The organism is Chromohalobacter canadensis (genome assembly GCF_029544075.1).
Taxonomy (GTDB): Bacteria; Pseudomonadota; Gammaproteobacteria; order Pseudomonadales; family Halomonadaceae; genus Chromohalobacter; species Chromohalobacter canadensis_A.
Window position 1 is genome coordinate 21,293 of record NZ_JAJQJH010000017.1, and the last position, 18,674, is coordinate 39,966.

The 18,674-nt window shown below is 61.8% G+C and carries 17 protein-coding genes; 5 read left to right on the forward strand and 12 right to left on the reverse strand.

Features of this window, described 5'->3' with window-relative positions; translation table 11 throughout:
• Positions 1-36: 36 nt before the first annotated feature.
• From lnt to miaB, 5 genes are all read right to left on the reverse strand, one after another.
• Positions 37-1,503 (reverse strand): apolipoprotein N-acyltransferase, encoded by a 1,467-nt coding sequence (gene lnt / locus LUN51_RS15655; protein ID WP_277811984.1) that lies wholly within the window; start codon positions 1,501-1,503, stop codon positions 37-39.
• Between the two features lie 77 nt (positions 1,504-1,580).
• The gene (locus LUN51_RS15660; protein ID WP_277811985.1) at positions 1,581-2,474 is read right to left on the reverse strand and encodes an HlyC/CorC family transporter; all 894 of its coding nucleotides are present in this window, start codon (positions 2,472-2,474) and stop codon (positions 1,581-1,583) included.
• A gap of 108 nt (positions 2,475-2,582) precedes the next feature.
• Positions 2,583-3,044, reverse strand: coding sequence for an rRNA maturation RNase YbeY (gene ybeY, locus LUN51_RS15665; protein WP_277811986.1), 462 nt, complete (start codon positions 3,042-3,044; stop codon positions 2,583-2,585).
• On the reverse strand, positions 3,041-4,120 hold the full coding sequence (locus tag LUN51_RS15670) for a PhoH family protein (protein WP_277811987.1): 1,080 nt from the start codon (positions 4,118-4,120) through the stop codon (positions 3,041-3,043). The genes ybeY and LUN51_RS15670 overlap by 4 nt, the downstream gene beginning before the upstream one ends.
• 103 nt (positions 4,121-4,223) lie before the next feature.
• Positions 4,224-5,570 (reverse strand): tRNA (N6-isopentenyl adenosine(37)-C2)-methylthiotransferase MiaB, encoded by a 1,347-nt coding sequence (gene miaB, locus LUN51_RS15675; RefSeq protein WP_277811988.1) that lies wholly within the window; start codon positions 5,568-5,570, stop codon positions 4,224-4,226.
• A 503-nt stretch (positions 5,571-6,073) separates the two neighbouring features.
• Here miaB and LUN51_RS15680 point away from each other — a divergent pair.
• Complete coding sequence (locus LUN51_RS15680; protein WP_277811989.1) at positions 6,074-6,691, forward strand: TIGR04211 family SH3 domain-containing protein; 618 nt, start codon at positions 6,074-6,076, stop codon at positions 6,689-6,691.
• 72 nt (positions 6,692-6,763) lie between these two features.
• A complete protein-coding gene (gene tmpT / locus LUN51_RS15685; RefSeq protein ID WP_277811990.1) occupies positions 6,764-7,405 on the forward strand; it encodes a thiopurine S-methyltransferase in 642 nt (213 codons plus the stop codon).
• A 24-nt stretch (positions 7,406-7,429) separates the two neighbouring features.
• Here the strand turns inward: tmpT and LUN51_RS15690 are convergent, their stop codons facing one another.
• The 5 genes from LUN51_RS15690 to LUN51_RS15710 form a co-directional block, all read right to left on the reverse strand.
• The gene (locus tag LUN51_RS15690; protein WP_277811991.1) at positions 7,430-8,047 is read right to left on the reverse strand and encodes a YajG family lipoprotein; all 618 of its coding nucleotides are present in this window, start codon (positions 8,045-8,047) and stop codon (positions 7,430-7,432) included.
• A 62-nt stretch (positions 8,048-8,109) separates the two neighbouring features.
• A complete protein-coding gene (locus tag LUN51_RS15695) occupies positions 8,110-9,291 on the reverse strand; it encodes an MFS transporter (protein ID WP_277811992.1) in 1,182 nt (393 codons plus the stop codon).
• Positions 9,292-11,022, reverse strand: coding sequence for a gamma-glutamyltransferase (ggt, locus tag LUN51_RS15700; protein ID WP_277811993.1), 1,731 nt, complete (start codon positions 11,020-11,022; stop codon positions 9,292-9,294).
• 147 nt (positions 11,023-11,169) lie between these two features.
• Positions 11,170-12,126 (reverse strand): aldo/keto reductase, encoded by a 957-nt coding sequence (locus tag LUN51_RS15705; RefSeq protein WP_277811994.1) that lies wholly within the window; start codon positions 12,124-12,126, stop codon positions 11,170-11,172.
• Positions 12,110-13,444, reverse strand: a complete 1,335-nt coding sequence (locus tag LUN51_RS15710; protein ID WP_277811995.1) for an NTP/NDP exchange transporter — start codon at positions 13,442-13,444, stop codon at positions 12,110-12,112. The genes LUN51_RS15705 and LUN51_RS15710 overlap by 17 nt, the downstream gene beginning before the upstream one ends.
• A 265-nt stretch (positions 13,445-13,709) precedes the next feature.
• Between LUN51_RS15710 and rpe the strand changes: the two genes are divergently transcribed.
• Positions 13,710-14,396, forward strand: coding sequence for a ribulose-phosphate 3-epimerase (gene rpe, locus LUN51_RS15715; protein WP_277811996.1), 687 nt, complete (start codon positions 13,710-13,712; stop codon positions 14,394-14,396).
• A gap of 12 nt (positions 14,397-14,408) precedes the next feature.
• Positions 14,409-14,708 (forward strand): GIY-YIG nuclease family protein, encoded by a 300-nt coding sequence (locus tag LUN51_RS15720; RefSeq protein WP_075368807.1) that lies wholly within the window; start codon positions 14,409-14,411, stop codon positions 14,706-14,708.
• A gap of 7 nt (positions 14,709-14,715) precedes the next feature.
• On the opposite strand, the gene LUN51_RS15725 is transcribed toward LUN51_RS15720, so the two are convergent.
• A complete protein-coding gene (locus LUN51_RS15725; RefSeq protein WP_277811997.1) occupies positions 14,716-16,365 on the reverse strand; it encodes a dihydroxyacetone kinase subunit DhaK in 1,650 nt (549 codons plus the stop codon).
• Positions 16,366-16,420: 55 nt separating this feature from the next.
• Positions 16,421-17,719, reverse strand: coding sequence for an NAD(P)/FAD-dependent oxidoreductase (locus tag LUN51_RS15730; RefSeq protein WP_247640366.1), 1,299 nt, complete (start codon positions 17,717-17,719; stop codon positions 16,421-16,423).
• A gap of 264 nt (positions 17,720-17,983) precedes the next feature.
• Here LUN51_RS15730 and LUN51_RS15735 point away from each other — a divergent pair, with 264 nt between their 5' ends.
• Positions 17,984-18,655 carry a phosphoglycolate phosphatase gene (locus LUN51_RS15735; protein ID WP_277811998.1) on the forward strand — a complete coding sequence of 224 codons (672 nt, stop codon included), beginning with the start codon at positions 17,984-17,986 and terminating at the stop codon, positions 18,653-18,655.
• Positions 18,656-18,674 lie beyond the last annotated feature (19 nt).

An 18,674-nucleotide genomic window follows, 5' to 3' on the forward strand; every position in this document is an offset into this window, starting at 1 on the left:
CGTCGTGTCGGAATCGCACGTTGACCGAGGCGCTCGCTATTTACGGCGCCAGCGCAGCCCGGGGACGAGCAGCAGCAGGGCGAGTCCCCATGTGGGCCAACTGCCGGTGCGAGTGAACAGGGTCATCCCCTGCATGGGCTGAACCTCGCCGCTGATGCTAGCGGTCTCGAAGCGCGGGGCACGTTCGGTGATATGCCCCTGGGCATCGATGATGGCGGTGACACCGTTACTAGTGGCGCGGAGTACGTAGCGGCCGTTTTCGAGGGCGCGCAATTGGGCCATTTGCAAGTGCTGAATCGGGCCGATGGAGTCCCCGAACCACGTGTCGTTGGACACGGTGAGCAGCACGTCGGCGCCGCGCGCACGTTGGGCGACCAGGTCTGGATAGATTATTTCGTAGCAGATCGCGACGCCCAAGCGCATACCCGCGGCCTGGATCGGCGCCTGATGGGGGCCCCCGGCAGTGAAGCTCGACATCGGCAGGTTGAAGAAGGCGATGATACCGCGCAGCAATCCTTCCAACGGTAAATACTCACCGAACGGCACTAGGTGCTCCTTGCGATAGCTGCCTTGGCTGTTGCCCATCCCGATGACCGCGTTGTAGTAATCGCCTTGATCGTCGCGCTGAACGATACCGGTCAGCAGGGCGGTATCAGTGGGCAGCGTCGTCTGTACACGTTCCAGAACGGGACGTGCCTGGGCCGCGAACATCGGCAGGGCGGTCTCCGGCCACACGATTAGGTCGATATCCTCAGGCTGGTCGCGGGTCAGCTCGGCGTAGGTGTTGGCGGCCTTGCGTTGCCCCTCTGGGCTCCACTTCGAGAGCTGGGGAAGATTGCCTTGTAGCAGGGCGACTTGCTTGGGGTCGCCTTGCGGGGAGGTCCACTGGGTGGGCAGTACCAACGGTAGGCACCACATCGCAATGAGTGGCACTAGTGCCCATAGGCGGCGCTTCAAGATCGCCACCAGCAAGGTGCCACTGAGGGCGACGATCAACGACAACAGGTAGACGCCCCCGATGGGGGCCCAGGGCGCCAACGGCGACTCGACATGGGCGCTGCCAAGCAGCAGCCAGGGAAACCCCGAGAACGCCCAGGTACGCAATGCCTCGCCGAGGACCCAGACACCCGCGAAGGTGATCGCGGGCCATCGCGCGCTCGTGAAACGCCGGTAAACACCGAAAACCACGCCGTAAAACAGCGCCAGGGTGACCACGAATAGCGCGGTGAGAAAGATCGCTAGCGGGACGCCGGTGTAGCCGTAGTCATGGATCGAGACATAGATCCACGACGTGCCGGCGCCGAATAGGCCGACGCCATAACTCCAGCCGCGCAGTGCCGCCTGGCCGGGTGTGAGGTCGTGGAGGCCGTAGAAGACCAGGGCGACGGCGAGGGGGCCGATCCACCACCACTCGAAGGGAGCGAAGGTAAGCGTCGTGAGCGCGCCAGCGAGCAGCGCGACGAGGTATCCCATCCAGGGGCGATAGGTGCGGGAAGACAGCATGAGGCACTCCTTGTCGAAGGTGCCTCTTATAACAGAGCGAGGCGCTGTGGGCCATGCTGCACATCAACCTGCCCGGTTTAATGCTTGTCGTCGTTCCCGGGTTCTTCGGCATCATCCTCAGGGCAGGGCGAGACCTGCAACAGACGGATACGACGATTATCGGCATTGAGCACGGTGAAGCGCCAGGTGCCCAGGTCGGCATGTTCGTTGCGTCGCGGCAGATGCCCGAAGCGCTGCATGACCAGGCCGCCGACGGTATCGAATTCTTCGTCGGGGAAGGCCGTATCGAAGCGTTCGTTGAAGTCTTCGATGGGCGTCAGGGCACGAATCGCATAGGTGCCGTCGCCCAAGTCGCGAATGTCGTCTTCTTCATCGATATCGTGTTCGTCCTCGATGTCGCCGACGATCTGCTCAAGGATGTCTTCAATGGTCACGATGCCTGCAGTGCCGCCGTATTCATCGACCACCACCGCCATATGGTTATGGGTATCGCGAAATTCCTTGAGAAGGCTGTTGAGGCGTTTCGACTCGGGAATGAACATCGCCGGGCGCAGGATATCGCGTAGCTGGAAGCGTTGGCGCTCGGCGTCGCTGAGCTTGAGCAACGGCAGGAGATCCTTGACCAGTACGATGCCCAGCACCTCGTCGAGGTTTTCGTCGATGATCGGGTAACGGGAGTGTGCGGTCTCGAGGATTATCGGCAGGCAGTCCTCGGGGCGCTGGTCGACATGCAGGGCGGTTACCTGGGAGCGCGGGATCATCACCTCGCGCGTTTGTTGATCGCTGATCTGGAACGCGCCTTCGATGATGGTCAGCGCATCCTGGTCGAGGCGCAGACGTGTGCCGGCCTCACGGAGGAAGGTGAGCAACTCGTCTCGTGAACTCGGTTCATCGGAGTCATTGGAAAAAGCGTTCAGCAGTTTATCCAGCCAGGATTTGCCACCCTGGCTGCTCGATCGGTCTTCGCTCATGCGATAGGTCTCTCGTTCCTCATGGACGACAACGCGGGGATGATAAAAGGGCGTGCACGGCCATGGGCCGAGCATCGCGGGGCGTCGAGATGAGTGCCAGGCGGGGGTTCACTCGGCATAGGGATCACCGATCATGAAGCCTGCCAGTAGCTCGCGCTCCAACGCTTCCATCTCTTCGGCTTCACGCTCATCTATATGATCGTAGCCGAGTAAATGCAAGGTGCCGTGGATCACCATATGGGTGTAGTGATGGGCCAGGGGCTTATCCTGTGCGGTGGCTTCGGTGACGACGACGTCATGGCAGATCGCCAAGTCACCAAGCAGTGGCAAGGACACGCCGGGAGGCGTTTCGAAAGGGAAGGAAAGCACGTTGGTGGGCTTGTCCTTGCCGCGATAGTCGCGATTGAGCGTCTGACTCTCCTCAGGGGAAACGAAACGCACAGTCATCTCCGTGCGCGCTTCATCGGCATGACGAGCGAGCACAGCGCCCACCCAGGCCTCGAGATCGGCCTGGGTGGGAAGCGCGGTTGCCGTGTCGAGGGCGACCTGGCGGTCGATGTCGGGGGTCATGCGTCTGCCGGCTCGTCGTTATCGCGGCGCGCGTCGTCTTTCTCGCGCTTGGCCTGTGCACGCCGTTCGTTGCGAGTGCGTTCCTGTTCTTCCTCGGCGCTCTCGAAGGCATCGTAGGCCTCGATGATGCGCTGCACCAACGGGTGGCGGACCACGTCCTTGGCCACGAAGTGGGTGACGCCGATTCCCGGGGTGTCCTTGAGCACGTCAAGGACCTGAATCAGGCCCGACTGGTTGCCGCGCGGCAGGTCGACCTGGGTGATGTCGCCGGTAATCACTGCGGTGGAGCCAAACCCGATGCGCGTCAGGAACATCTTCATCTGCTCGCGCGTGGTGTTTTGGCTCTCATCGAGAATGATGAAGGCATTGTTGAGCGTACGACCGCGCATGTAGGCAAGGGGGGCGACCTCGATCACCTGGCGCTCGATCAGCTTGCCGACCTGCTCGAAGCCCAGCATCTCGTAGAGCGCGTCATAGAGTGGTCGCAGGTAGGGATCGATCTTCTGCGCCAGATCCCCCGGCAGGAAGCCCAGCCGCTCGCCGGCTTCTACCGCCGGACGGACCAGCAGGATGCGCCGTACCTCTTGCTGGTTGAGCGCCTCGACCGCCGCCGCGACCGCCAGGTAGGTCTTGCCGGTACCCGCCGGTCCGATCCCGAAGTTGATGTCGTGATTGCGAATGCTGGTAACGTAGGTCTGCTGATTGTTGCCGCGCGGCTTGATCAGGGCGCGTGGCGTTCTCAGCAGGACGCCGCCTTCATCGATGGTTTCCTCTTCCTCTTCCAGCGCTTCGAGGCCGGATTCCTGCAGGAACAGGTGTACGGTGTCGGGCGTCAGCTCGCTGGCTTCCGTCTCACGGTAGAGGTGTTCGACGACGTTAGCCGCAGCCTTGACGCTTGGCCCCGGCCCCGCGAGTTGAAAGGTGTTGCCGCGATTGCGCAGCGTCACACCCAAGCGCGACTCGACGAGCTTGAGATGTTCGTCCTGCTGCCCGCATAGGCTTGCCAGGCGCATGGGGTCGTTGGGTTCGAGCGTCAGGGTGAGAATGCGATGTGCCTGCGAAGTGTTCTGGCTCAACTCGAGGTGATCCATGGGTTGGAAATGTGAATTCAGCTTAGCGCCCCGGGCAACGCCGGGGCAATGATCTTGCGCAAGGTTTCACCGCGGGGTGAATGGCGTCTCAGTAGCGCGCGGGTGACGCCAGGTCGCCGCGCAGAGAGTTGGGCAGCGCCTCAGTGATCTCGACATCGACGAAATAGCCGATGAGCTCAGTCGGGTTGGGCGCGCGGAAGTTGACGACCCGGTTGTTCTCGGTACGACCGGAGAGCTGGCCGGGGTCCTTGGGCGAGAAGCCGGTGACCAGAATGCGCTCGGTGTTGCCGACCATGCGCCGCGAGATCTGCATGGTCTGCTGGTTGAGGCGTTCCTGCAGGATCGCCAGGCGCTGTTTCTTGGTCGCTTCCGGCGTTTCGTCTTCCAGGTTCGCCGCCGGGGTGCCCGGGCGCGGGGAATAGACGAAGCTGAACGAGGCGTCGTAACCGATGCGCTGGATCAGATTCATGGTGTTCATGAAGTCTTCTTCGGTCTCACCGGGGAAGCCGATGATGAAATCCGAGGAGAAACTGATATCTGGACGCAGCGCGCGAATGCGCTCCAGCTTGTCGACGTATTCCTCGACGGTATGGCCGCGCTTCATGGCCGCCAGGACACGATCCGAACCGGCCTGCACGGGCAGGTGCAGGTGGCTGACCAGCTCTGGAATCTCGCCGTAGGCCTCGATCAGGCTGTCGGAGAACTCCACCGGGTGCGAGGTGGTAAAGCGAATGCGGTCGATGCCTTCCACGGCGGCAACACAGCTGATCAGCTCGGCGAGGTCGATTTCATCGCCCAACTGGTTCTCGCCACGATAGGCGTTGACGTTCTGGCCCAGCAGGTTGATCTCGCGTACGCCTTGATCGGCGAGGTGGATGACTTCCTCCATCACCGGCTCGAAGGGCCGCGAAACCTCTTCACCACGCGTGTAAGGCACTACGCAGAAGGTGCAGTACTTCGAGCAGCCTTCCATGATCGAGACGAACGCAGTGGCACCATCTGCCGTGGGCTTGGGCAGATGGTCGAACTTCTCGATCTCGGGAAAAGTGACATCGACCATGGAGATAGTCTCCGCCCCTTGGCGCGAGTCGAGCATGCTCGGCAGCCGGTGCATGGTTTGCGGCCCGAAGACCATGTCTACATGCGGTGCGCGCTTCTGGATGTTGCCGCCTTCCTGACTGGCCACGCAGCCCCCGACGCCGATTACGAGGTCGGGGTTGGCGGCCTTGAGTTTCTTCCAGCGCCCGAGCTGGTGGAAGACCTTCTCCTGAGCCTTCTCACGGATCGAGCAGGTGTTGAGCAGGATGACATCGGCCTCCCGCTCGTCGTCGGTCAGCTCGAGTGCATGCGATTCGCCGAGTAGATCCGCCATGCGCGCGGAGTCATACTCGTTCATCTGGCAGCCGTGGGTCTTGATGAAGAGTTTCTTCGCCATACCGATCCGGTCGGTGCGTCGAGCGCCCGACATATGTCCGTGATTGGGAGTAAGTAAAAGCGTGGCCTTGAAGCGTGGCCCAGCCGCTTGTCCAGGATAAGAAGGCATATTATACGGATTGACGGCAGCGTGGGCCAGCCTTGCGCCTGAGTCGAATCGCCCGCGATGACGCCGAGGCTATGATACGCTAGCGTTTCTCGCGTGAGATGCCTCGTGGAGGTACGCTGCGGACAGCCAAGACCGGTTCAGGATTGCGGAATTTTCGTGTCCGATGAGTCGGTTATCGCGCGACGATAAGCGGTTAAAAATTGCACGATTTGTCGCTATGACAGACATTGCGGTGGTCTCGCCGCCTTCAAGGTCCGGTTTTCCCAAGACTTATCCACAGAATGTGTGGATGGTCGCCCGCCGAGTCGCGACAGGATGTCCTCTCGGCTGGACGATACAACGCGTGGAGCAGTACGTACTCGTGAGCCGTTCGTCATTCATGAAGAAGCCACGTTATGTCTAGAATCAAACCTCTGATGCTGAGCTTGGTCCTCGGGGCCTGCGCTTTTAACGCTCATGCACAAGACGATGGGCAGTACTGGGTCTCGGACACGTTGCCGACCTATGTACGTAGCGGCCCCACCGAGGGCTATCGTATCGTCGGTACGCTCGAGAGCGGCGACCCCGTGACGCTGCTCGAGCGGCAGGGCGATTACAGCCGGGTGCGCGGCGAGGACGGTGACGCGGTGTGGATTCCCAGCCGTTACTTGCAGGACTCGCCGAGTGCCAGCTCGCGCTTGCCCGAGTTGCAAGCGCGTGTGAATGAATTGACCTCGAAGCTCGACGGTATCAATGAAGAATGGGAACAGCGTGTTAATGACATGGAAACCACGCTTAACGAGCGGGCGCAACGTATCGAAGACCTGGAAGCGCGCAACGACGAGTTGAACACGGCATACAGCGACGCTCAGGAAACCATGCGCGAGCTCAAGGCGCGGCTCGATACGCAGGAACAGGATCTCTTGATGCGTTATTTCACCTACGGAGCCGCCGTAGCCGGGGCCGGCTTGTTGGTAGGCTTGATCGTGCCCCATCTCCCGCGTCGGCGTAAGCGCCGTAGTGGATGGTTTTGATGACGTGTCGCAGCATGTGTGGGCGTATGGGCGATGAAAGGTAGAAAATAGAAAGAGAGGCGTTAACGACCTATGGCGACGGATGAGTGGTTGAAGCGCTGGGAGGAAGGCAGGATCGGGTTCCATCGCTCGGCACCACATGACGCCTTGATACGCCACTGGCCGTCACTCGGGGTGCAGCCCGGCGGCAAGGTGTTGGTGCCTTTGTGTGGCAAGAGCCTTGATATGCGCTGGCTGGCCGAGCAGGGGCATCCCGTACTCGGCCTGGAACTTTCGTCGCTGGCCATCGAGGAGTTCATGGCCGAAAGTGAGGCGCCGATATCACGCTACACGCAAGATGCTTTCTCGTGCTGTCGTCAGGGCAGCATTGAACTCTGGTGTGGTGATTTCTTTCATTTCCATACCGCGCAGGCCGAGGAGTTATCCGCTTTCTATGACCGTGCAGCGCTGATCGCGTTGCCTGAGGCCACACGGCAGCGCTATGCTTTTCACTTGGCGCAATTATTGTTGCCCGGTGCGCGAGGCTTGCTGATCAGCTTGGTGGATACGCACTCGCCTGCGGGCGGCCCGCCATATTCGGTGGCCGATGGCGAAGTCGAGCGTTTGTTTGCGGCGAATTTCGAACTGACGCACCTGGAAACGCGGCCACCGGATGATGCTGGCAAGCAGGAAAGCGTGTGGTCGCTAATACGGCGTGGGCCGCGACTGGCATGACCGTCGTCGCGGCGCTGGCGCGTGTTAGTTTTTGAGCTGGCGGGAAAGCTCGGGGTCGCTGAAGGCGCGCCGCAAGGCGTTGCTCAGCAGGTCGCTGACCATGCGGTTGTTGGAGTCCCAGTCGGGCTTGATCGCGAAACTCTGCTTGCGCTTGGCCGTATAGGTGCCGGTATATGTACCGCCATCGTTGGCGACCTGGGCACGCAGCACTGCCTGTAGCTGCGCGGCGTCGAGTAGCGGCGCATCGGCCTCGACGGGAGCATAACTGAGATCGGCGAGCGTCAACGTTAACGTCGCGTTGGTGCTTCCGTCCTCGACGGGTGAGAAGCCCATGCGGCGCAATGCCTGTTCCGCCTGTGTTTGTAACTTGGGAATGACATCATGCGCGGGGACGCGGATCGTCGATGTCGACGCCGGCGAGCCGGAGCGCGTGCCCAGCACATCGCTTCGCCGTCCATCGACCACGCTGAGGGCAATTTCTTGCCCGTTCCCCGTGTGAGGAAGATCCGTCCCGATATCGGGCTTGACCTGAAGAATCTGGGGGCTCTGGGCGCAGCCGGCCATGAGTAGTGGCGTCATGAGTAGCGCGATGAGAGCAAACGCGGGACGTGTTCTGACGGGAATGAGGCGGCGCATACGCATTGTGTGTCCTGAAATGAAAAGAAAAAAGATAGTTGAAACTTGGCTGCGAGTATATCTATCTCTCAGGAGTGAACGAAGCCCTTTTGACGTGATCTCAGAGCCCACAGGCCGATCAGAGGACCGGGCAACATTAGCCAGGCGACCCAAGGACCGAGTGCCGTCCAGGCAGGAAGCAGCCATGCTAGGGAGGCCGCTGATATCGCAAAGCCGATGGCATTTTGGAGGGTTAGGGCGCTGCCGACCAACGACGCCGGACAGGCGCGTGCCGATAGCGCCGAGAAATGCGGTGAGTCGATGACCGCGAGTAGGCTCCAGAGCGCCAGGAACAGTGCGGCCCAAATCCCCGATGTGCCTCCAAGCCAAGGGTACAACAGACAGCAGGCAGCCGAACCGCTCAACCCCAACTGAGCAATGCGACGACTGCCCAGGCGTAGGCTCAGCCAGCCACCTAGCCAGCATCCCGGCCCGCCGATGGCGATCAGCACGAAACTACCGATAGCCAGCTGCGTGGTCGTTAGGGTCGGCAGCGCCGTGGCCAGCAGAAGTGGGGTCAGCGCCCACAGCGTGTAAAGCTCCCACATGTGTCCGAAGTAGGCACTGGCGGCGTGTCGAAATTCTTCGATTCGGAAGGCATCAAGACCCGCCCAGCGCGATGTCTTTCCTGCCATCTTTCGCAAGTGGGGCGCTTCGCCGAGACGCCAGATCATGGCGCCCGCGATGAGCGCCAGCAGCGAGGCGCACCACAAGGCGCTGCGCCAATCTCCCCCTAGTGATAGCCCAGCCAGAAGATGGGGAGTCGCGGTCCCAATGACCAGCATGCCCACCAGCCATGACAGCCCCAGCCCGGCTCGTTGCGGCGCCCAGCCGACCATGAGCTTCATGCCCACCGGATAGATGCCGGCCAGCGCCATGCCGGTGATCAGGCGCAGCGCCACCGCCGGCCATAGACCGCCGGCCCAGGGAAGCAGGCCATTGCTGAGGGCGCCGATCAGGCAGCAGGTGGCGAAGAGGCGGCTTGCGTCGCGTCGGTCGGCAATGCCGCTCAGACCGATCATCAACGTGCCGAGGAGGAAGCCGACCTGGACGGCACCGGTCAGCCAACCCAAATCATGGGCGGCGAGCGCCCACTCACGCTCCAGGTCTTCGATCACCGCATTGGGGGTGAACCACAGTGCGGTGCCGAACAGCTCGGCCAGGGCGATCCAGGCGATGGGCATGACGGGGCGCTTGACGTCTTCCTGCACTCAGAGTCCCAATGCGGAAGACGTCGAGCGACGTGGGTCGGCGCCGCCGTAATAGTGCCCGTCCTCGATCAACACCGACTGTGCGGCTCCCATTGCGTCTTGTTGCGAGACCGTGTGCCCCATGGCTTCGAGCAGGCCGATGGTATCCGGGCTGATGCCTTCCTCGATGCGAATCTCGTCGGGCAGCCATTGATGGTGAATGCGTGGCACACTCACGGCGCTTTGCACGTTCATGTCGTGATCGATGACGTTCATGACCACTTGCAGCGTCGTAGTGATGATCCGGGAGCCCCCGGGGCTGCCCGTGATCAGGAAGTTCTTGCCATCCTTCTTGACGATGGTCGGCGTCATCGATGAAAGCATGCGCTTGTTGGGCTCGATCTTGTTGGCGTCACCGCCGATCAGCCCGTAGGCATTGGGCGTGCCCGGTTTGGCGGAAAAGTCGTCCATTTCATTGTTGAGCAAGAAACCCGCGCCATCGACGACGATGCCCGAGCCGTAGCTGAAGTTGATCGTATAGGTATTGGAAACGGCCAGCCCGTTGTCGTCGGCGATCGAGAAGTGCGTAGTTTCGTTGGACTCATAAGGCAGCGGGTCACCCGCCGCGATGGCATCGCTTGGCGTGGCGCGCCTCATGTCGATCTGCTCACGCAGCTCGTCGGCGTAGGCCTTGGAGGTGATGCCCTCGAGCGGAACATCGACGAAATCGGTATCGCCCAAATACTCGGCGCGGTCGGCATAAGAGCGCTTCATCGCCTCAGACATGACGTGGATGGTGCGAGCCGAGTTGAAGCCCATCTCGCCGATGTCGTAACCCTCGAGGATGTTGAGCATCTGTACGATATGCGCGCCACCGCTGGAGGGCGGACTCATGGCGTAGACGTCGTAGCCGCGATAGGTCCCATGCACGGGGTCGCGAAGCGTAGGCTGATAGGCAGCCAAGTCCTCGGCGGTCATGAGCCCGTCGTGTTTTGCCATTTCCTGGGCGATGAGTTCGGCGGTCTTGCCCTCATAGAACTCGCGCGGGCCATGGGCAGCGATGCGCTTGAGCGTTGCCGCGAGATCCGGCTGGCGGAACGTTTCGCCGGCGGCATAAAGGCTGCCATCTTCTTTGTAGAACACCGCGCGCGAGGCATCCCACTGGCTCAGGCGTTCGCGTGCGTCGCGCAGGCCATTGGCGAAACGCGGCGGTATCTCGAAGCCTTCTTCGGCGAGTCGAATGGCAGGGGCCAGGGCCTCGGCAAGACTGAGCGTGCCATATTTCTCCAGCGCTAGCGCCAGACCGGCAACGGTTCCCGGTACGCCGGAGGCGTTGTGAGTGTAGCGGGAAAGCTCGGAGACGGCCTCGCCTTGATCGTTCTGGAACATCGTCTCATAGGCCGCCGCTGGCGCCTTTTCACGATAATCGATGGCGATGACGTCACCACTTTCTTCATCGGAGATCAGCATGAAACCGCCGCCGCCGATGTTGCCGGAGCGGGGTTGTGTGACGGCCAGTGCGAACCCTGCGGTGACCGCCGCGTCGACGGCGTTGCCGCCGTCTTGCATGACGTCGCGGGCAATCTTCGAGGCCAGGTAATGGCTGGTGGCCGCCATGCCGTGTTGGCCTTCCTGGGGATGGAAGCGCTCGCCTTCGAGAATCGCTTGTTGAGCGATGGCGGGAAGCGACAGGGTAGTAAGTAATGCGCACAGTGCCAGACGTCGTCCATGGCGCAAGGTAAGTCGAATCATGCCAGGCCTCTCGAGAGTGGGGCGGCAATACGGCGCCGCATTTTTATGAGGAATTGCTTTTACTATCGAAGGCGTCGCCTGAATATGCAAGGATTGCGCGGCCCCTCTCAAGGTGGCGAGCAGGATGCCATGCTGTATGGCATCGGGTCATAGTGAGCGCACCAGTGACGCCATGCGCTCGCGTTGGTCAGCATCCGGGAGTGAGCCATGGGCAGCACCGATATTGTCCGTTGCGTGCTCCGGATCGCTCGTCGCCGGGATGGCGCAGGTCACCGCCGGGTGACTGACGATGAACTTGAGGAACAGTTGCGCCCAGCTCTCGATGCCGAGTTCCTTGGTCCATTCGGGCAGTGACTCGCCTTTGACCCGGCCGAACAGTGATCCTCTCTCGAACGGCTCGTTGATCAGGGTCGCGACACCGTTATGGGCCGCGGCCGGTAGTAGACGCTTCTCTGCATGACGGGTCGCGATGTTGTAGTTGAACTGGACGAAGTCGATCGGCTCGCGCTCGACGATCCGGGTCAGGCGTTCGTGACTCGACACCGTATAATGGGTGACGCCGATGTAGCGGATCCTGCCTTCGTCCCGCCAGGCCTTGAGGGTATCGAGCTGGGTCTGTAGATCGACCAGGTTATGAACTTGGACCAGGTCGAGGTGGCCGCCCCCCATGCGCTTACGCGAAGCCTCCAACTCCTCGATCCCGGCCTCCCTGCCACGTGTCCATACCTTGGTGGCCATGAACAGGACGTCGGCGATATCGAGCCGCTCCGCGAGCCGGCCGACAACGGTTTCAGCCTGTCCGTACATCGGTGAACTGTCGACGAGCCGACCGCCACCGCCATAGAAATTCTGCAGGACCTGTTCCAGCGGCCGCATCGCAGCGGTGTTATCGGGATCGACATTGAAGGTGCGTGCGGTGCCAAGTCCAATGACCGGAATGTGCTGTCCGGAAGCCGGGATTTCACGGACGTTCAGCGTACCCGATGCGGCGCGTAGTGCCGTCGGGCCAAGTGCGGCCAATAGGCCCGCGCCTGCGGACAGCTGGAGGAACGCGCGGCGCGATAGGGGACCGCGCCTGCCGGGAAAATTATTGTCGTCGATCATCGGGTTCTCCTTGCCGCCGTCGAGACGGGGGTGCAGTGTCGGTGGCCCTTGCCTGACGCGATATGCCGAGGCGATAGCCGATAACCGCCCAAATCAGCGCCACGGGAATGGCGACGACCGAGATGCCGCTGATACCCAATCCGAGGCCCGTCAATCCGGTATAGACCCAACTCGCGATGGCGTCACTTCCGCGATAGACCACGGTATCGATGAAGTTCTTCGACTTGTACTTCTCGAATCGTGGCACGACCGTGAACAGCATCTCTCGGCCCGGTTTCGCCAGCGCATAGTTACCGGCGCGCCGGAGCACCTGGACGGCAGCGATGCTGAGTAGCACGGGCGCCGCGACCAGCACCACAAAGCCCGCGGCGACGAGCAGCGGCACGAATGACAACGCACGGCCGAGGCCAAAGTACTGAACGACCCGGGCGGTGAGAAATAGTTGGATACCGACGGTGAGCGTGTTGGTAAGCAGGTCGATGGTCGCGAATACCGAGGTGCGGTTGCCACTGTCATCGATGGTATTGCTGATGATGTCGGCCTGGATGAAGTACAGGAACGTGGCCAGCGTCGTGTATAGCCAGATGAACAGGCAGATGCCGAGCAGATAACGCGACTGCAGGACCGCCTTCACTCCTTCAAACAGCGTACCGCCGAGCGGCTGGTTCGTAGTGCCGTGCTCGTTACTGCGGCTGGACCAGCGTTCGAGTACCCACATGCACGGCAGGGTGCAGGCAAGGATGACGGCGGCGATGGGCAATAGGCCTGCCGGCTCGAGTTGCTGGGCCAGTACGCCTGTGATCGCCGGGCCGCCGATCGCACCGGCGCTCCCGCCGGCGGCGATGGCACCGAACAGGCGCGTCGCCTGGCGATTCGTAAACACATCGGTCAGGAAGCTCCAGAAGACCGATACGACGAACAGGTTGAACACCGACAGCCAGACGAAGAAACTACGTGCCGCCCAGACCATCTGCATGTCGACGCGCAACCATAGCCAGAACAGGGCGATGCAGGCGATAAAAAAGCCATAGACGGCGGGGATCAGGCGCGTACGACGAAAGCGTGCGGCCAGGGTGGCGAACACCGGTACGGCGAGAAGCATGGCAAAAAACGTGGCGGTAAATAGCCACTGCATGTTCTCCACGCCGCCGCGCACGCCCATCTCGTCGCGCACTGGTCGCAGGATGTAGTAGCTGCATAACAGGCAGAAGAAATAAGCCGCAGCGCTTAGCAGGCCGGGCAACTCGCTGCGACTGACATTGACGGCACGCGAGAGAAGCGGTACTTGGTCATCTCCACTCGGTGGATTCGACACCATGGAACCTCCGGGACCGATACGGTCCAAGACGCATCCCGCGCGATGGCGGGCCGTTTGGAGAATGAACCAATATGTCTACGCTACCCTCAGACGGTGGTCACCGCAACCATGCGGAACAGGCGTATCCCGTCGTTTGAAGGGATACCGATTACCGCACCTGAATATGCACGGCAACTGTGATCGAGCTCGTCCATGAGCCTGTTTTTCCGCCCGGCATTCGCTAGAATGAAGCCTTCATTTCCAGCCGAAAGCACCTTTATTGCTTATGCCCGACTTCAAGATTGCGCCTTCGATCCTGTCCGCCGATTTCGCTCGTCTGGGTCAGGAGACGGAGGACGTATTGGCATCCGGCGCGGATATCGTGCACTTCGATGTCATGGACAATCATTACGTCCCCAATCTCACCATTGGTCCGATGGTGTGCAAGGCTCTGCGTGATCATGGCATTACCGCGCCCATCGATGCGCATTTGATGGTCAAACCGGTGGATCGCCTGATCGGGGACTTCATCGAGGCGGGCGCGAGCTACATCACCTTTCATCCCGAGGCCAGCGAACACATCGACCGATCCCTGCAGTTGATCCGCGATGGTGGCTGCAAGGCCGGCCTGGTCTTCAATCCCGCCACGCCGCTTTCCTACCTCGACTACGTCATGGACAAGCTCGATATGGTGCTGCTGATGAGCGTCAACCCTGGCTTCGGGGGGCAATCCTTCATCCCTGGCACGCTCGATAAGCTGCGCGAGGTGCGCCAACGCATCGATGCCAGCGGTCGCGATATCCGTCTGGAGGTCGATGGTGGCGTCAAGGTCGAGAATATCGCCGAGATCGCACGTGCCGGCGCGGATACGTTCGTCGCCGGGTCGGCAATATTCAAGGCACGCGACGAGGCGGATCCGCACCGTTATGACAGTGTCATGCGGGGTTTCCGCGACGCCTTGGCGCAGCGTTGAGTCGGGTGCTGCATGGCCGATGATGAGTCCGCTGCACGCGCTCAGGCCTGGTATCTGTACCTGGTCGAAACGGCGGCGGGGGCGCTATATACCGGCGTGACCACCGATGTGGCGCGTCGTTTCCGCGAGCATCGCGATGGCAAGCGCGGCGCGCGTGCCTTGCGCGGCAAGGGACCATTGACCTTGCGTCATTCGGAATACGTGGGCAGCCACGGCGAGGCGCTGCGTCGGGAGGCGGCGCTCAAGAAGCTCAGCCCCGCCGCCAAGCGTGCCTGGTTGGCGGCACGCGGGGGCGAGGCGCCGTCTTCCTAGGCCGCTGTCATAGACAGCGCGCTAGTGTCTCGAAGACGCGTGCGACCGCTTCTGCGCCGGGATCGACGACACCTTCCAGCGCACTGTCGGGGACATAGGCGGCACGTCCTGCTCGGGCGCGGGAGAGCGTCGCCGTATGCGCGGCGCCCTGACGCGCTGCTTGGGCCGCTTCGGTGAGCGTGGCATCTCGTTGGAGCGCTTGAAGCGCGGGGATCAATGCATCAAGCAGGGTGCGGTCGCCGAGCCGGGCGCCGCCATAGGTCTGCATGCGTTCGACTCCTTGCCAGAGACTGTCTACCAAGCCACGCTGCTCGAGGCTGGTTGCCGTGGCGGTCATCAGGATCGATAGCAGTACCCCGCTCGAGCCGCCCATGCCGGTGGCCAGGCATTGTCCAAGGCCGGCGAATAACCGTTCGGGGTGGGCGGTATCCAGCCGGCCTGCCGTTAACGCCTGCTCGATGGCATCGGCGCCCTCCACCAAGCTACTGCCGGCATCGCCGTCGCCGCTCTGGGCATCGAGCCCGTCGAGATCGTCACGTGCACCGCGTAACACACTGAGCACCTGAGTGAGCGCCGCCGCAATGTGCGTCGCCTGGGGTGCGTTGTCTTGCAGTGCGCCGTTGCGGGCGACGAGGTTGGGTGTGAAGGTGTCCGGCTGGCGCACGTCCTGGACGTCGGGCCAGGCGGGGGCATCGGTAGGCGCCCGCAAGGCGGTCAGCATGGCGTCGTCGGTGGCCATTAGCGTCACCGAGAAACCGTGCATGTCCAACGAGGTCATCAAGGGCGCGGGGCCGATGAACTGAGTCAGTCGTGCTGGGTCGAGTCCATCGATCAAGCTGGCGGCCAGCACGCCCATTTCTTGTGTCGAACAACTCCCCAGGTTGTTGAGCAGGGCGATCCAGTTGTCGGTGTGGCCACGCGCCTCGAGGGTGGTCGCGAGGGGCGTGACGACGTGGCTCATGGCGTCGCGTGCGCTATCCGGCACGATATGCCGGGCGCCCGGCTCGTTGTGAATGCCAAGTCCCAGTTCCGGGCTTCGGTCGGGACGTGCTTGGCCTGGCAAGGTGGCTGGCGTGAGCGCCATGCCCATCGAGGCCATGCGCTCGCATGCGTGTTGAGCAAGGGCTTGAATATTCTCCAGCGAGTCTTGCTGCTGCGCGTGATAGCCGGCGATCTTGTGAATCAGCAGCGTACCGGCGAGGCCGCGCGGCTGTGGTGTATCGGGCAGGGAGATATCGTCGGCAACGATGACCATGGCGACCTTGAGCCCTTCGCGACGCGCATGTTCGGCCGCCAGTCCGAAATTGAGCCGGTCCCCGGTATAGTTCTTGACGACCAGTAGGCAGCCGGCCGGCCCACAGACTTCGCGAATGGCGGCGAGTACGGCGTCCATGCTGGGCGAGGCGAATAGGCTGCCGGAAATCACCCCAGTCAGCATGCCCTCGCCGATGAAGCCCGCATGCGCGGGCTCGTGTCCTGCGCCGCCACCGGATAGCACCGCGACTTGTCGCTGGCCGAGCGTATCGCGCTCCCAGTCGCGACGAATCAGAATCCGTACGCCGCTTTGGGGATCGGCAATACGCAAGGGGGCAAGATGGCTGGCCGCGTAGAGAACGTCTGTGACGACGCGTGAAGTGTCATTGAAAAAATGTTGCATGAACGGGCTCCATGATCGAGCGTTGCGATGTCTCGATCATGGTGGCCCGGCTAGATCAGTGCAACTTCATGCGTGGACGCAAGTAACGGTTCAAGCCATCGACGACGACGGTCATGCCGGTTTTGACCACGCCATGAATGGCCATCTGATGCATGCGATAGAGCGAGGCGTAGAACAGCTTCGCCAGGCGACCCTCGATGAACAGGCTACGCGCCGAGGCGCCTCGCATCAGACTACCCACGGCTTCGAAGTGGGCCAGCGAGATCAACGAACCACGGTCGCGAAACACGAAGGGCTTGAGGGGCTTGTCGTCCATGGCGGCGCGCAGGTTGTGATACAGCAAGGTGGCCTGCTGGTGGGCTGCTTGTGCGCGCGGTGGGACGCGCGTGTCGTCGGGTTGCGGGCAAGAGGCGCAATCGCCGAAGGCGAAGATGCGCTCGTCGTCGAGGCTCTGCAGCGTCTGGTTTACCTTGAGCTGATGGTTGCGCTCGGTAGCAAGGCCCAGTTCGGATAGAAATGCCGGTGCGCGAATCCCCGCTGCCCAGACGTTCAGGTCGGTGGCGATGCGTGTCTCGTCGGCGGTGATGAAGCCGTGTTCATCGGCGCAGGTCACGCGGGTGTCAACGTGGATCTGCACGCCAAGCTTTTCCAGTTCCTTATGCACGGCCTGGCTGATGCGTTCGGGGAGCGCCGGCAGAATGCGTGGCGCCGCCTCGATCAGATGAATCTCCAGCTTGCCGCTATCCATGGCGGTGAAGCCGTAGCTGTGCAGCATCTTCGAGGCACCGATCAACTCCGCGGCGAGTTCGACCCCGGTGGCGCCGGCCCCTACGAGCCCCACGCTCAATTTGGGATGGGTTCGGCGTTCAGGGTCGCTGTAACGCAGGAAGGTGTTGAGCATGTTCTGACGGAAGTTTTCGGCCTGCCCGGGGCTGTCTATGAAGTGGCAATGCTTGGCGACGCCGGGGGTGCCGAAATCGTTGGAGACGCTGCCTAGCGCCATGACCAGATAGTCGTAGTCGATCGTGCGGGCGGGGAGGATCACGACGCCGTCATCGTCGATGATCGGCGCCAGGGTGATGGTGCGGTTGTCGCGATCGAGATTGCTCAGCGTTCCGCGCTGGAAGCGGTAACCATGCGCCTTGGAGTGACCTTGATAGGAGACTTCGTCGAGGCTGGAGTCGAGCACGCCCGTGGCTACTTCGTGTAGTAAGGGTTTCCAGATATGGGTCGAGTTGCGGTCGACGAGCACGATCTCGGCACGTTGGTGCTTGCCGAGCTTGCGTCCCAGGCGGGTAACCAGTTCGAGGCCGCCGGCGCCGCCACCGACCACCACGATGCGGGGTGTGGACATACTGACTCCTGGAGAAAAGCATTGAAAGGGTTCGAAAAAAAGTCGCCAGGGTCGGGCATCGCAGCGTAATGGCAAGGGCACGGGCGCACGCGCTGGTTGGGCCGTGCGTCGTGACGAGGGAGCGCTGGCGCCTGGTGTCGGCGACGTCTGTGTATAGAATAACGCTGTTCACGTACTAAGAACACCGGCAGGCACGCGCGCCGTCGCGTTTTTGCGTAATATTACATGCATTATGGTGGCGCTTTTTAATTCAAGGAGACGATCATGTCGTTCAGCGCGGCACACCACGCCCTTGAGGGTATTCGGCTCGTGGTCTTCGATCTCGACGGCACTCTGATCGATTCCGTGCCGGACCTGGCTGCCGCGGTCGATGGGGCGCTTCGTGACATGGCGCTGCCCGAGGTGGGCGAGGCGGCGGTGCGGGACTGGGTCGGCAACGGGTCTCGCAAGCTCGTCGAGCGGGCGCTACATGCCGTCGGCGCGCAAGATGTGGAGCTCGATGCCGCACATGAAGCTTTCTTACGCCACTATCGGCAAGCGCCATGCCAATTGACGTACGTCTATCCCGGCGTTCGCGATGCCCTCGAGGCGCTTGCCGCGCGCGATATGATGCTGGGGTTGGTTACCAACAAGCCGACCGCGTTCATCGACCCTATTCTAAAATGCCTGGGCCTAGAACATTACTTTGCGTTGTCCCTGGGGGGAGATGCATTGTCGACCAGGAAACCCGACCCGGCCCCGCTATTGCACCTGGCGGACCGGCTTGAGGTCGCGCCGAGTGCATGCCTGATGGTGGGGGATTCACGGCACGATGTGGAAGCCGGTAAGCGGGCGGGTTTTCGCACATTGGCGGTGCCATACGGGTACAATCACGGCGAGCCGGTGGCCGCGAGCGAGCCGGATGTCATGGTTGAATCGCTGGGGGAACTCGTTTAGTGTTTTTCGATGCTGGTGT

What these genes read in the sequence shown, in the direction of transcription:
- LUN51_RS15705 (WP_277811994.1), bottom strand. Translation starts at nt 12,126, where the DNA reads ATGATCGACGACAATAATTTTCCCGGCAGGCGCGGTCCCCTATCGCGC.
- ybeY (WP_277811986.1), bottom strand. Translation starts at nt 3,044, where the DNA reads ATGACCCCCGACATCGACCGCCAGGTCGCCCTCGACACGGCAACCGCG.
- LUN51_RS15730 (WP_247640366.1), bottom strand. Translation starts at nt 17,719, where the DNA reads ATGTCCACACCCCGCATCGTGGTGGTCGGTGGCGGCGCCGGCGGCCTC.
- lnt (WP_277811984.1), bottom strand. Translation starts at nt 1,503, where the DNA reads ATGCTGTCTTCCCGCACCTATCGCCCCTGGATGGGATACCTCGTCGCG.
- LUN51_RS15680 (WP_277811989.1), top strand. Translation starts at nt 6,074, where the DNA reads ATGTCTAGAATCAAACCTCTGATGCTGAGCTTGGTCCTCGGGGCCTGC.
- LUN51_RS15735 (WP_277811998.1), top strand. Translation starts at nt 17,984, where the DNA reads ATGTCGTTCAGCGCGGCACACCACGCCCTTGAGGGTATTCGGCTCGTG.
- LUN51_RS15710 (WP_277811995.1), bottom strand. Translation starts at nt 13,444, where the DNA reads ATGGTGTCGAATCCACCGAGTGGAGATGACCAAGTACCGCTTCTCTCG.
- LUN51_RS15690 (WP_277811991.1), bottom strand. Translation starts at nt 8,047, where the DNA reads ATGCGTATGCGCCGCCTCATTCCCGTCAGAACACGTCCCGCGTTTGCT.
- rpe (WP_277811996.1), top strand. Translation starts at nt 13,710, where the DNA reads ATGCCCGACTTCAAGATTGCGCCTTCGATCCTGTCCGCCGATTTCGCT.
- tmpT (WP_277811990.1), top strand. Translation starts at nt 6,764, where the DNA reads ATGGCGACGGATGAGTGGTTGAAGCGCTGGGAGGAAGGCAGGATCGGG.
- LUN51_RS15725 (WP_277811997.1), bottom strand. Translation starts at nt 16,365, where the DNA reads ATGCAACATTTTTTCAATGACACTTCACGCGTCGTCACAGACGTTCTC.
- LUN51_RS15660 (WP_277811985.1), bottom strand. Translation starts at nt 2,474, where the DNA reads ATGAGCGAAGACCGATCGAGCAGCCAGGGTGGCAAATCCTGGCTGGAT.
- miaB (WP_277811988.1), bottom strand. Translation starts at nt 5,570, where the DNA reads ATGGCGAAGAAACTCTTCATCAAGACCCACGGCTGCCAGATGAACGAG.
- ggt (WP_277811993.1), bottom strand. Translation starts at nt 11,022, where the DNA reads ATGATTCGACTTACCTTGCGCCATGGACGACGTCTGGCACTGTGCGCA.
- LUN51_RS15720 (WP_075368807.1), top strand. Translation starts at nt 14,409, where the DNA reads ATGGCCGATGATGAGTCCGCTGCACGCGCTCAGGCCTGGTATCTGTAC.